A 12,945-nucleotide genomic window follows, 5' to 3' on the forward strand; every position below is an offset into this window, starting at 1 on the left:
ATCGCTCCTTTGAATCAGTCGATCGGCCCGGCGCCGGTGCAGCGGCTCATCCGAGCAATGCCGGGACAACCGGCTGGCCACACGAGGATATCCGATGTGCGCCGGTCCACGCCAAACGGGAGCCCGGCGAACGGGGATAGTCTCGTACCCGCCAACGGTAGCGCATCGCGGGGCCGGGGCGCGCGGAAGGAAGGACGGCGGATGCTCAAGGAGCTCGATCCCCCCGCCGTACGGCGCTGGTCCCGGCACTGCGCCACGTCGCTCGGCCGGGCCAGGGCGGAGATCGACGCGCTCAACGTCTTCCCCGTGCCGGACGGGGACACCGGCACGAATCTGCACCTCACGCTCCTTTCCGCGGCCGACGCGCTGGACGCGCTGCCCCCGGGCGCGGACGTCGGCGCCACCTGGGCGGCGCTGGCACGCGGGGCGCTGCTCGGCGCGCGGGGCAACTCCGGCGTGATCCTCAGCCAGGCGCTCAAGGGGCTGGCCGACACGCTCGGCCCGGCCCGGGGCGACGGCGCCGGCCTCCGCGCCGGCCTCGTGAGAGCGGCCGAGTCGGCCAGGGCGGCGGTGGCCAGGCCGGTGGAGGGCACCCTGCTCACCGTGCTGTCCGCCGCCGCGCGGGCCGTACGGGACGCGCCGGACGACCTGGCCGGGGTGGCCCGCCTGGCGGCGGACGAGGCACGGCGGGCGCTGCGCCGCACGACCGGGCAGCTCGACGTGCTGTCCCGCAACGGGGTGGTCGACGCGGGCGCGGCCGGGCTGGTGATCGTCCTGGAGAGCCTGGCCGAGGTGGTGACCGAGGCGTACAGCGAGCGGCACGAGGTGCCCGCCCTGGCCGGTCGAGTCGTGCCCGAGGCGCGCGCCGGGGTCGCGCCGGAGGCGGGCGTTGAAGTCGTGCCGGAGGCGCGCGGAGGGATCGCGCCGGAGGCGCGCGGGAGGACCGCGGAGGAGGAGGCGGGGCGGCGGCACGGGGACGGCCCCGGCTACGAGGTCATGTACCTCCTGGACGCGGGCGCGGACGAGGTGGGCCGGCTGAGGGCGGAGCTGGACGCGCTCGGGGACAGCCTCGTGATCGTCGGCGGGGAGGACCTGTGGAACGTCCACGTCCACGTGGACGACGCGGGCGCGGCCGTCGAGGCCGGGCTGCGGGCCGGGCGCCCGCACCGGATCAAGGTCACCTGGCTCGGGGGACGGCCGCACGAGCCGGGCCCGGCCAGGGGAGTGGTCGCGGTCGCCGCCGGAGACGGCCTGGCGGGCCTGTTCGCGGAGGCGGGAGCGGTGGTCGTACGGCGCGAGCCGGGGTCGGTGCCGCCGGTCGCCGCGCTGGTGCGGGCGATCCGCGGGGCCGGCGCCGAGGTCGCGGTGCTGCCCAACGACGCCGCCGTGTACGACGTGGCCGTGGCCGCCGCCGAGATCGCCAGGGAGGAGGGCGCGACCGTCAGCGTCCTGCCCACCCGGGCCTCCGTGCAGGGCCTCGCCGCGCTGGCCGTGCACGACGCCCTCCGCCGGTTCGACGACGACGTCGTGGCGATGACCGACGCGGCCGGGCACACCCGCCACGGGCACGTGTGGGTGGCCGACCGGGCGGCGGTGACCAGTGCCGGCCTGTGCCGTCCCGGCGAGGTCCTCGGCGTGGTGGACGGCGAGGTCGCGCTGATCGGCGCGGACCTGGCGGAGACCGCCGTCGAGGTCGCCCGGCGCCTGGTGTCGGGCGGCACCGAGATGGTCACGCTGGTCGTCGGCGCGGGCGCCCCGCCCGAGGTCCCGCGGGCCGTCGAGGACCACCTGGAGCGGACGCGGCCCGACCTGGAGATCGTCGTCTACGAGGGCGGGCAGGGCGGGTATCCCCTCCTGATCGGCGCCGAGTGAGCCCGATTGTCGGCGCGTACGGGTAGTAATGAGTGTCGTGACGAGCTTCGACGAGCCGCTCAAGAAGGCGGTCGGCAGGTCCGCCGCCCCGCTGGAGAGCGCGCTGGGCATCAGCACGGTCGGCGAACTGCTGCGCCACTATCCGCGGCGCTACGCCCAGCGGGGTGAGCTGACGTCGATCGCGTCGCTGGAGCACGACGAGCACGTGACCGTGGTCGCCAAGGTGTCGTCCGCGGTCCGCCGGCCGATGAAGAACCGGCAGGGCACCTGGCTCGACATGGTGGTGACGGACGGCAGGGAGCGGCTGCACCTGGCCTTCTTCGGCAAGGGCGCCTACGTCGCCGAGCAGCGGCTCCCGCCGGGCACCGAGGCGATGTTCTCGGGGAAGGTCAACGTCTTCGTCGCCGGGAAGTCCCGGCGCGTCTCGCTCACCCATCCCGAGTACGAGTCGTTCGACGAGACGGCGGAGACGGCCGAGGAGTTCGCCTCCGCGCTGGTGCCGATCTATCCCTCGGCCCAGGGGCTGCCGAGCTGGAAGATCCGCCGGGCCGTGCAGACCGTGCTCGACGTGCTCAGCCTGGACGACCCCGTCCCCGGCGAGCTGCGGGAGCGGCTGGGCCTGCTGCCGATCGAGGACGCGCTGCGCCTGGTCCACCGGCCGCGCGGCCAGGGGGACGTCGCGCGGGCCCACGACCGGCTGAAGTTCGACGAGGCGTTCGTGCTGCAGGCGGTCCTGGTGCGGCGGCGGATCGAGGCCTCCGCGTGGGCCGCCACACCACGCGCCCCGCGCGACGGCGGGCTGCTCGGGGAGTTCGACAAGCGGCTGCCGTTCGAGCTCACCGAGGGGCAGCGGCGGGTCGGCGAGGAGATCGCGGCCGACCTCGCCCGCGCGCACCCCATGCACCGGCTCCTGCAGGGCGAGGTCGGCGCGGGCAAGACCGTGGTCGCGCTGCGCGCGATGCTCCAGGTGGTCGACTCCGGCGGCCAGGCCGTGCTGCTCGCCCCCACCGAGGTCCTCGCCCAGCAGCACCACCGGTCGATCGTGGCCATGCTGGGCGATCTCGCGGGCGGCGGCATGCTCGGCGGCACGGCGGTCGCGCTGCTCACCGGGTCCATGGGCGCGGCGGCGCGCAGGAGCGCGCTGCTCGACGCGGCCTCCGGCACGGCCGGCATCGTGATCGGCACCCATGCCGTGCTCCAGGAGCACGTCCAGTTCTTCGACCTCGGGCTGGTCGTGGTCGACGAGCAGCACAGGTTCGGCGTCGAGCAGCGCGACGCGCTGCGCGAGAAGGGCGGCGGCGGGCGGCCCCACGTGCTGGTCATGACGGCGACGCCGATCCCGCGCACCGTCGCGATGACCGTGTTCGGCGACCTGGAGGTCTCCACGCTGTCCCAGCTTCCCTCCGGCCGCGCGCCGATCACCACGCACGTGGTGCCCGCCGCCGAGAAGCCGCACTACCTCGACCGGGCGTGGCAGCGGGTCCGCGAGGAGACCGGCCTCGGCCGCCAGGCGTATGTGGTGTGCCCGCGGATCGGCGACCAGGAGGGCGACGAGGGCGACCTGGCGAAGGCCGACGACGAGCGCCGGCCGCCCCTGGCGGTGCTCGACGTCGCGCGGACGCTCGCGGAGGGGCCCCTCGCGGGGCTGCGGATCGAGGCGCTGCACGGCAAGCTGGCGCCCGAGGACAAGGACGCGGTGATGCGCGCCTTCGCCCGGGGGGAGATCGACGTCCTGGTGGCGACCACGGTCATCGAGGTCGGCGTCGACGTCCCCAACTCGTCGGTCATGGTCATCATGGACGCCGACCGCTTCGGTGTCTCCCAGCTGCACCAGCTGCGCGGCCGGGTCGGGCGGGGCGGCCTGCCCGGGCTGTGCCTGCTGGTGAGCGAGGCGCCGGAGGGCACCGCGGCGCGGCGCAGGCTCGACGCGGTGGCGACGACCCTCGACGGTTTCGAGCTGTCCCGGGTCGACCTGGAGCAGCGCCGGGAGGGCGACGTGCTCGGCGCCGCCCAGTCGGGGCGCAGGTCGTCGCTCAAGCTGCTGCAGTTGCTGCGGGACGAGGACGTCATCGAGTCCGCCCGCGCCGAGGCGACCTCGCTGCTGTCCGCCGACCCCGGGCTGTCGGGCCACCCGGCGCTGCGCGCCGAGATCGACGCCCTGGTCTCCGACGAACGCGCCGAGTTCCTGGAGAAGGCCTGACCGGCCCCGATCGGGAGTCCGGCGGCGTAGGGCTCGATGGAGCAGGGGAAAGCCCGGGAGAGCGGGAAAGCCGGGGGAATTGGAACGGGCGCCGTGCGAACACGACGCCCGTGTGACGACCCAGAGCCCGGCTCAGGGGACGGCCTCCCCCCGAATGCCGTCCCCGGCCGGGCCCGCCTCCGGGTCAGGTGCCGGAGGCGCCGACGTGCGGAAGGGCTCACGATCACGCCGGCCGGCCTCCCGCTGGGTCACCGTGGAGGCCGCAGAACTCATGATGCGCATGGGACAGGGCCAGGGATACGGCTCTTACCCTTTCCTCGCCGCCGCTTGCCCACTCTTGACCGGGCTGATCTACGCCCGGCCCGTCGCCGGCGTCCCGCGGCGGCCGTCGCGGGCGGGACAATGAGGACGTGACGCGGGTGATCGCAGGGACGGCGGGGGGCCGCAGGCTGGCCGTCCCGCCGGGGAGATCGACCAGGCCGACGAGCGACCGCACCCGGGAGGGGGTGTTCGCGACGGTCGGCTCCACGCTCGGGCCGCTGGACGGGACCCGGGCGCTCGACCTGTACGCCGGATCGGGCGCCGTGGGCCTGGAGGCGCTGAGCCGGGGGGCCGCCCACGCGCTGCTGGTCGAGTCGGACGCCAGGGCCGCGCGGACGATCAGGGAGAACATCGCGTCGCTCGGGCTGCCGGGGGCGTTCCTGCGGGCCGAGAAGGTCGAGCGGGTGGTCGGCCGCCCGTGCGAGGAGCCGTACGACTTCGTCTTCGCCGATCCGCCCTACGCGGTCTCGGACGAGGCCGTCTCGCGGGTGCTCGCGGCGCTGCGTGACAACGGCTGGCTGGCGGAGGGCGCGCTGGTGGCCGTCGAGCGGGAGTCCAGGGGTAAGGACCTGGTGTGGCCGGAGGGATTCACCGAGGACAGGGTCCGCCGGTACGGCGAAGCGGCCGTTTGGTACGGTCGCGCCGCCGGGAACCCGTGAATCTATGGGGGTGCGCGTTGCGTCGCGTCGTCTGCCCGGGGTCGTTCGATCCCGTCACCAACGGACATCTGGACATCATCGGCCGGACGTCACGGCTGTACGACGAGGTCGTCGTGGCCGTGTTGATCAACATCGAGAAGCGCAGCCTGTTCACCGTCGACGAGCGCATCGAGATGCTCCAGGCGGTGACGAAGGAGTACGGCAACATCCGGGTCGAGAAGTTCCACGGTCTGCTGGTGGACTTCTGCAGGCAGCAGGGCATCCCGGCCATCGTGAAGGGCCTGCGGGCGGTCAGCGACTTCGACTACGAGCTGCAGATGGCCCAGCTCAACTATCGGATGTCGGGGGTGGAGACGCTGTTCATGTCCACCAACCCGGAGTACTCGTTCCTGTCGTCGAGCAGGCTCAAGGAGATCGCCCGGTACGGCGGCGACGTGTCGGGCCTGGTCCCGGACCTCGTCCACCAGCTGCTCATCGAGCGGCTCAGAGGCTGAACGGGGCTGGTATTCTTGCCTTTCAGCCTTGCACGACGGCGGTGATTCGCCATGCCTAACGAGAGCAGGATGAGTCTGCGCAGCCTCGATCCCCGTGCCCCCTGGGTGATTTCCACCCATGATCTGGGACGCCGACCGGGATCGATGCGCACCCTCGCCCCGACCCTCCCGGCGCCGGTGGACCTCGCGGTCGGAATGATCGGCGTTCCCAAGGACGCCGACGTCGAGCTGGACATCCGGCTCGAGGCGGTGATGGAGGGCGTGCTCGTGACGGGCACGGCGCAGGCTCCCCTCACGGGGGAGTGCTCGCGTTGCCTGGACCCGTTGACCTCGGAGATCGAGGTCGACTTCCAGGAGCTCTACTTCTACTCGGCGGAGGACGCCGGAGAGGACGATCTGCTCCTCGACGGCGAACTGCTCGATCTCGAGCCGGTATTCCGTGACGCGGTGGTGCTCGCACTGCCGCTGAGCCCGGTGTGCGGTGAAGACTGCCCCGGTCTCTGCGCGGAGTGCGGAGTCAGGCTGGCGGAGGCCGGCCCGGACCACCGGCACGAGACGGCCGACCCCCGCTGGGCGGCGCTGCAGGGTTTGGTTGTGGAACAGGAAGACGATCAGGAGGGTTGACGTGGCCGTCCCCAAGCGGAGAATGTCGCGGAGCAACACCCGCGCCCGCAGGTCCCAGTGGAAGGCGGCGGCAGTCGCACTCGTGAGCTGCCCGCAGTGCCGCTCGCCCAAGCGCCCGCACGTGGCGTGCCCGACCTGCGGCACCTACAACCGCCGTCAGGTCGTCGAGCCGTCGGCCTGATCGCGCGCAAGCTGCCGCGAGCACGGCCCGGAGACCCGTCTCCGGGCCGCGCACAGTAATCGGGGCGCCGGCCGGATCGTCAACAGGACCCGGCCGGCGTTACCGTTCTTCGAGGAACGTGCGGCGGTAGGACGGTAGACACGCACCGGCATGCACGCCCGCGGCCGTGGTGGACGCCGGGGCCATCGGCTCCCGGCGGACCGGCGTCCACCACGCCTTCGGGCCATCGGCGGATCCACCTGCCTCCCGCGCACGGACCTGTCCCGCGCAGGAGTTGGGAGGAATCCATGGCCGCACCATCGGCGAAACCCGTGCCCGTCGAGATCGCCAGAGACGAGCTTCACCAGTTGCTGGACGTCCGGCTCAGCACCGGAATCCTGGAGCGGGCGCTGACGCACCGCTCGTACGCGTACGAGAACGGCGGGCTGCCGACCAACGAGCGCCTGGAGTTCCTGGGTGACTCGGTGCTCGGCCTGGTGGTGACGGACACGCTGTACCGCAACCACCCGGACCTGCCGGAGGGCCAGCTCGCGAAGCTGCGCGCCGCCGTGGTCAACATGCGGGCGCTCGCGGACGTCGCCAGGACGCTCGACCTCGGCAAGTACCTGCGGCTCGGCCGCGGCGAGGAGGGCACCGGCGGACGGGACAAGTCCTCCATCCTGGCCGACACGCTGGAGGCCCTGATCGGCACCGTGTACGTCGACAAGGGCCTGGACGAGGCGTTCCGCGTCGTCCACCTGCTGTTCGACCCGCTCATCACGCGGTCGGCGTCGCTCGGCGCCGGGCTCGACTGGAAGACGTCCCTGCAGGAGCTCACCGCCGCCGAGATGCTCGGCGTGCCGGAGTACCACGTGGACGAGAGCGGGCCCGACCACGCCAAGTCCTTCTCGGCCGTCGTGCGCGTGGGCGGCAAGGAGTACGGCAAGGGCGCCGGGCGCAGCAAGAAGGAGGCCGAGCAGCAGGCGGCCGAGGCGGCCTGGACCGCGATCCGCGCGATGCGCGACGCCCGCGAGGGCGCCGGCCCCGTCCGCGCCTGACCCCGCCCGGGGAGGGAACATGCCCGAACTGCCCGAGGTCGAGGTCGTACGCAGGGGCCTGGAACGCTGGGTCGCCGGCCGGACGGTCGCCGCGGCCGAGGTGCTCAACCCCCGGGCGGTCCGCCGCAACACCGGCGATCTGGCCGCCCAGCTCAAGGACCGCACCCTCGCCTCGGCCGAGCGCAGGGGCAAGTACCTGTGGCTGCCCCTGCTGGACGGTCCCGCGGGTGCGGAGGAGGCGGGGGAGTCGCTGCTCGCCCACCTGGGCATGAGCGGCCAGCTTCTCGTCGTGGACCCGACCGCGCCGATCGAGAAGCACCTGCGGGTCCGCGTGGGCTTCGCCGACGGCGGGCCGGAGTTACGCTTCGTCGACCAGCGCACCTTCGGGCACCTGCTGGTCGCCCCGATGACCGCCGGGCGGGGCCGGGCGGTGCCCGAGCCGGTGGCGCACATCGCCGCCGACCCGCTGGAGGACGCCTTCGATGACGCCGAGTTCGCCGTCCGGCTGCGGCTGCGCCGTACCGGGATCAAACGGGCGCTGCTCGACCAGTCGCTGATCAGCGGGGTCGGCAACATCTACGCGGACGAGGCGTTGTGGCGGGCGCGGCTGCACTGGGCGCGCCCGACCGAGGCGCTGACCCGGCCGAAGATCTTCGAGCTGCTCGCGGCGGTCCGCGCCGTCATGACCGAGGCCCTCGGCCAGGGCGGCACGTCCTTCGACAGCCTGTACGTCAACGTGAACGGCGAGAGCGGCTACTTCGACCGGTCGCTCGCGGTGTACGGCAGGCGCGACGAGCCCTGCCGCCGGTGCGGCACGCCGGTCAGGCGGGAGGCGTTCATGAACCGGTCCTCCTACAGCTGCCCGAAGTGCCAGCCCCGCCCGAGGAACGCGCGCCCCTAGCCCGGCCGTAGCCCGCCCGTAGCCCCACCCCCGGCGATCGCCGCCGGAGGCGATCTGGATACTTGTATTCGTGATTCGGTTGACGGCTTGGGTCCGGGGACGGGTGCAGGGTGTGGGGTTCCGCTGGTGGACCCGCGCCCGCGCGCTGGAACTCGGGCTGGTCGGGTGGGCCGCGAACCTGGCCGACGGAAGGGTCGAGGTCGTCGCCGAGGGTCCCAGGGAGTCGTGTGACAAGCTCCTGGACCTGTTACGCGGCGGTGACACGCCCGGCCACGTCGAGGGGGTGGTCGAGCGCTGGAGCGAAGCGAAGCGGAGTATCGCCGGGTTTGTCGAGAGGTAGGGCTTCCCTCAAACCCCGTAAATCCGGTATATTTACCTAGCGAGAGTGCCCACCGGCTTCATCGTGCGGAGCGTTCAACTTGACCGTCTCCAATGCCGGTGCGACTCTTGAGAGGAACCACGCGCACCCCTCCCGCGGCATGAAGTGCGCGAACCAGTCTGGTCACTCAGCGTGGAGGACCCTTTACTATGGCGAAGGCTCTACTCGGCCACGTCGGCGGTCCTGATCCTCGAATGATCTCGGAAATGCGTCGCCTCCAGCAGCGCATCCGCGACCTCGAGGCAGAACTCAACCGGCTCCAGGCCCAGAACGACGCGCTCGCGGCGCAAACTCGTGATGAGGCCCTGGTCCGGCTGCAGGATCGCGAGCCGGCTCTCACCTGAGGGACCGGCCGGAACAGGAAAAGGATTGTAGGGACGCCCCGCAAAGGCGTCCCTTGCCATTTCCGGAACTGTTCCACGGGAATTGCCACCCCGGCCGGCCGGATGTCAAGCGGCGTCTATTCCGCGTACTCCGGCCCCGGGACCTGTAGTCTTTCCCCCCAGCCGACGGGCGAGACCGAGGGGGGCGGACGTGTACCTGAAGACGCTCACCTTACGCGGTTTCAAGTCGTTCGCCTCGGCCACCGCCCTCCGTTTCGAGCCCGGCATCACGGCGGTGGTCGGCCCCAACGGATCCGGCAAGTCCAACGTCGTCGACGCCCTCGCCTGGGTGATGGGCGAGCACAGCGCCAAGTCGCTGCGCGGCGGCAAGATGGAGGACGTCATCTTCGCGGGCACCTCCAGCCGCCCGCCCCTCGGCCGCGCCGAGGTCACCCTGACGATCGACAACGGTGACGGTGCGCTGCCGATCGACTACACCGAGGTCACGATCAGCCGGCTGATGTTCCGGTCGGGCCAGAGCGAGTACGCCATCAACGGCGACACCTGCCGCCTGCTCGACATCCAGGAACTGCTGTCCGACTCCGGCATCGGCCGGGAGATGCACGTCATCGTCGGCCAGGGCCAGCTCGACCAGGTGCTGCACGCCGGCCCAGAGGAGCGCAGGGCGTTCATCGAAGAGGCCGCGGGCGTGCTCAAGCACCGCAAGCGCAAGGAGAAGGCGCTCCGCAAGCTCGACGCGATGCAGGCCAACCTCACCCGCGTCCAGGACCTCGTGGCCGAGCTGCGCCGCCAGCTCAAGCCGCTCGGCCGGCAGGCCGAGATCGCCAGGAAGGCGGCCGTCATCCAGGCCGACCTGCGCGACGCGCGGCTGCGCCTGCTCGCCGACGACGTCGTGACCCTCCGCGACACCCTGCAGCGCGAAGAGGCCGACGAGGCGGCCGTACAGGCGAGGCGGGCCCGGGTGGAGGCCGAGCTGGCCGAGGGCCAGCGGCGGGAGGCCGAGCTGGAGACCGCCGAGAACGAGGCCCAGCCGCGGCTGAAGGCGGCCCAGGAGACCTTCTACCACCTCTCTGGCCTGCGGGAACGGCTGCGCGGCGTGGAGAGCCTGGCGGCCGAACGCAGGCGGCACGCCGCCGACGCCGCGTCCGTCGAACGGCGCGGGCGCGATCCGGAGGACCTGGAGCGCGAGGCCGCCGAGGTGCGAGAGCAGGAGCGGGTGCTGGCCGACGAGCTGGACGAGGCGCGCGAGCGGCTCGCCGCCGCCGTCGAGGTGCGTGCCGAGGCCGAGGAGGCGCTGGCCGCCGAGGAGCGGCGCCTCTCGGTCGCCGCCCGCGCCGCGGCCGACCGCAGGGAGGCGCTCGCCCGCCTGCGCGGCCAGGTCGAGTCGGCCAGGAGCCGGGCCAGGGCCGCCGGGGACGAGATCGGCCGGCTCACCAGGGCCGTCGAGGACGCCACCCGCCGCGCCGAGCAGGCCCAGGACGAGCTGGACACGGGTGCGCTCGACGAGCCCGCGGCCGACCCCGAGCTCGTGGCGGAGCTGGAGACCGCGCAGGAGGGCGTCGACCTCGCCCGCGCCGCGGTGGAGGAGGCCAGGGCCGTCGCCGAGCGGGCCGGGGCCGTGGTGGAACGGGAGCGGGCCGCCCTGGCCGCGCCCGGCGCCGCGCTGGCCGCCGCGAAGGCCGCCGTCGGCGCCGCCCGCGCCGCCGACTCCGAGTCGCAGCGCGCCGTCGCCGCCCTGCAGGCCCGGTGCGAGGCCCTGGAGATGAGCCTCGCCGGAGGCGCCGACGGGGCCGCCGCGCTGCTCGGGGCGGGCCTGCCCGGGGTGCTCGGCCCCGTCGCCACGCTGCTGGCCGTACGGCCGGGGGCGGAGGCCGCCGTCGCGGCCGTGCTGGCCGTGGACGGCGTGGCCGTCGCCTCGCTCACCGCCGCCGTGGCGGCCGTCGAGCATCTGCGTGAGGCCGGCGCCGGCCGCGCCGCCCTGCTCGTCGCGGCGGACCGGCACGAGGCCTGCGACCGGCCGGAGCCGCCCGTCGCGGGCGCGGAGTGGGCGGCCGACCTGGTGGCCGTGCCGGACGAGCTGCGCCCGGCGGTGGAGGCGCTGCTGTCCGACGTGGTCGTGGTGCCCGACCTGCCGGCCGCGCGCAAGGTCGTGGACTCCCATCCGGAGCTGCGGGCCGTCACCACGTCGGGCGACCTGCTCGGGGTCCACGCGGCGCACGGCGGCTCCGGCGGGGGGTCCTCGCTGCTGCAGATGCGGACCGCCCTCGACGAGGCCGCCGCCGACCTGGCCACCGCGAGGGCAGGGGCCGAGCGGCACGCCGAGGCGCTCGCGGAGGCCGTGGCCGCCGAGCGGGAGTGCCAGCTCGCGCTGGAGGAGGCCCAGACGCGGGTGGCCGAGGCGCAGAGCGGTGTGAGCGCCGCCCAGAGCGGCGTCAACGACGCCCAGAACGGGCTGAACGCGGCGCAGGCGGTGCTCGACCGGCTGCGCGGCAGGCAGCGGGAGGCCGACCAGAGGGCCGCCGCCGCGGCCAAGCAGCTCGCCCGGCTGGAGGCCGCAGTCAAGGCCGCCCAGGACGAGGCGGCCCGGCTGGGCGGGTCGGTGCGCGACGCGCAGGAGGCCCGCGAACAGGCCCAGGCCGTGGTGGTGGAGCTGGAGGAACAGCTCGCCGAGGCGGAGTACGCCGCCGAGCTGGAGGCCGAGCCGACCACCGACACCCGTGACGAGCTGGCCGCTGTCTGCGGCGTCACCCGCCAGGCCGAGATGGAGGCCCGGCTGACCGTCCGTACGGCGGAGGAGCGGGCGCGGGGCATCGCGGGCCGCGCCGACGGCCTCCTCCGCGCGGCCCAGCGGGAGCGGCAGGACCGCGCGCGGGCCGCGGCGGACCGGGAACGCCGGCGCAGGCAGGCCGAGATCGCCGCCGCGGTCGCCGAGGGCGCCCGCACCGCGCTGACCGCGCTGGAGGGCTCGCTCGCGCGGGCCGCCGAGGAGCGCGACGAGGCCGAGCGGGCGCGCGGGCAGATCGACGCCGAGCTCAAGCAGGTGCGCCTGCGCGTCCGCGAGCTCGGCTCGGAGCTGGACGCCCTCGTCAACCGGGTCCACGGCAGCGAGATGGCGAGGACGGAGCGGCGGCTGCGCCTGGAGCAGATGGAGCAGCGGGCCCTGGAGGAGTACGGCATCGAGCTGGAACCCCTCATCGCCGAGTACGGCCCCACGGCGCCGGTGCCGGGCGAGCCGCCCGTGCCGTACGTGCGGGAGGAGCAGGAGAAACGGGCCAGGACGGCCGAGCGGCAGATGACCCAGCTCGGCAAGGTCAACCCGCTGGCGCTGGAGGAGTTTGCCGCGCTGGAGGAACGGCACGCCTTCCTGACCTCCCAGCTGGAGGACCTCAAGAAGACCCGGCGCGACCTGCTGCTCGTGGTCAAGGAGGTCGACGACCGGGTCGAGCAGGTCTTCGCGGCGGCGTACGAGGACGTGGCGCGCGAGTTCGAGCAGATCTTCGGCCGGGTCTTCCCCGGCGGGGAGGGCCGCCTGCTGCTGACCGACCCCTCCGACATGCTGACCACCGGAGTCGAGGTCGAGGCCCGGCCGCCGGGCAAGAAGGTCAAGCGGCTGTCGCTGCTGTCCGGCGGCGAGCGGTCGCTGACGGCGGTGGCGTTCCTCATCTCGATCTTCAAGGCCCGTCCGTCGCCGTTCTACGTCATGGACGAGGTCGAGGCGGCCCTGGACGACACCAACACCCAGCGGCTGCTGACTCTCTTCGAGGAACTGAGACAGACCTCACAGCTCATCGTGATCACGCATCAGAAGCGCACCATGGAGATCGCCGACGCGCTGTACGGCGTGTCGATGCGCGGCGACGGCGTCACCCAGGTCGTGAGCCAGCGCCTGCGGGAGAAGGTCTAGCCCGCCCGGTCTCCGGGCGCCCCGATCCG

11 protein-coding genes are annotated in these 12,945 nt (G+C 73.5%); all 11 read left to right on the forward strand.

What is annotated here, in order from left to right; translation table 11 throughout:
* Positions 1-201: 201 nt before the first annotated feature.
* Positions 202-1,872 carry a DAK2 domain-containing protein gene (locus tag HHX33_RS16670; protein ID WP_182875397.1) on the forward strand — a complete coding sequence of 557 codons (1,671 nt, stop codon included), beginning with the start codon at positions 202-204 and terminating at the stop codon, positions 1,870-1,872.
* A 37-nt stretch (positions 1,873-1,909) separates the two neighbouring features.
* Complete coding sequence (gene recG, locus HHX33_RS16675) at positions 1,910-4,072, forward strand: ATP-dependent DNA helicase RecG (RefSeq protein ID WP_310741411.1); 2,163 nt, start codon at positions 1,910-1,912, stop codon at positions 4,070-4,072.
* A gap of 410 nt (positions 4,073-4,482) precedes the next feature.
* Positions 4,483-5,052: a 16S rRNA (guanine(966)-N(2))-methyltransferase RsmD gene (gene rsmD, locus HHX33_RS16680; RefSeq protein WP_138462893.1), complete on the forward strand. Its 570-nt coding sequence runs from the start codon at positions 4,483-4,485 to the stop codon at positions 5,050-5,052.
* 17 nt (positions 5,053-5,069) lie between these two features.
* Positions 5,070-5,546 (forward strand): pantetheine-phosphate adenylyltransferase, encoded by a 477-nt coding sequence (gene coaD / locus HHX33_RS16685; RefSeq protein ID WP_111698171.1) that lies wholly within the window; start codon positions 5,070-5,072, stop codon positions 5,544-5,546.
* 69 nt (positions 5,547-5,615) lie between these two features.
* On the forward strand, positions 5,616-6,170 hold the full coding sequence (locus HHX33_RS16690) for a YceD family protein (RefSeq protein ID WP_111698197.1): 555 nt from the start codon (positions 5,616-5,618) through the stop codon (positions 6,168-6,170).
* A 1-nt stretch (position 6,171) separates the two neighbouring features.
* Positions 6,172-6,351 (forward strand): 50S ribosomal protein L32, encoded by a 180-nt coding sequence (rpmF, locus tag HHX33_RS16695; protein ID WP_111698173.1) that lies wholly within the window; start codon positions 6,172-6,174, stop codon positions 6,349-6,351.
* Between the two features lie 287 nt (positions 6,352-6,638).
* Positions 6,639-7,388, forward strand: coding sequence for a ribonuclease III (gene rnc / locus HHX33_RS16700; RefSeq protein ID WP_111698175.1), 750 nt, complete (start codon positions 6,639-6,641; stop codon positions 7,386-7,388).
* A 19-nt stretch (positions 7,389-7,407) separates the two neighbouring features.
* Positions 7,408-8,289, forward strand: a complete 882-nt coding sequence (gene mutM, locus HHX33_RS16705; RefSeq protein ID WP_182875399.1) for a bifunctional DNA-formamidopyrimidine glycosylase/DNA-(apurinic or apyrimidinic site) lyase — start codon at positions 7,408-7,410, stop codon at positions 8,287-8,289.
* A gap of 70 nt (positions 8,290-8,359) precedes the next feature.
* Positions 8,360-8,629 (forward strand): acylphosphatase, encoded by a 270-nt coding sequence (locus tag HHX33_RS16710; protein ID WP_182875400.1) that lies wholly within the window; start codon positions 8,360-8,362, stop codon positions 8,627-8,629.
* A gap of 188 nt (positions 8,630-8,817) precedes the next feature.
* On the forward strand, positions 8,818-9,012 hold the full coding sequence (locus HHX33_RS16715) for a hypothetical protein (RefSeq protein WP_079312688.1): 195 nt from the start codon (positions 8,818-8,820) through the stop codon (positions 9,010-9,012).
* 190 nt (positions 9,013-9,202) lie between these two features.
* Complete coding sequence (locus HHX33_RS16720; RefSeq protein WP_182875401.1) at positions 9,203-12,916, forward strand: chromosome segregation SMC family protein; 3,714 nt, start codon at positions 9,203-9,205, stop codon at positions 12,914-12,916.
* Positions 12,917-12,945 lie beyond the last annotated feature (29 nt).

Origin of the sequence: Microbispora sp. H10670 (genome assembly GCF_014161385.1) — a bacterium.
GTDB lineage: Bacteria > Actinomycetota > Actinomycetes > Streptosporangiales > Streptosporangiaceae > Microbispora > Microbispora triticiradicis.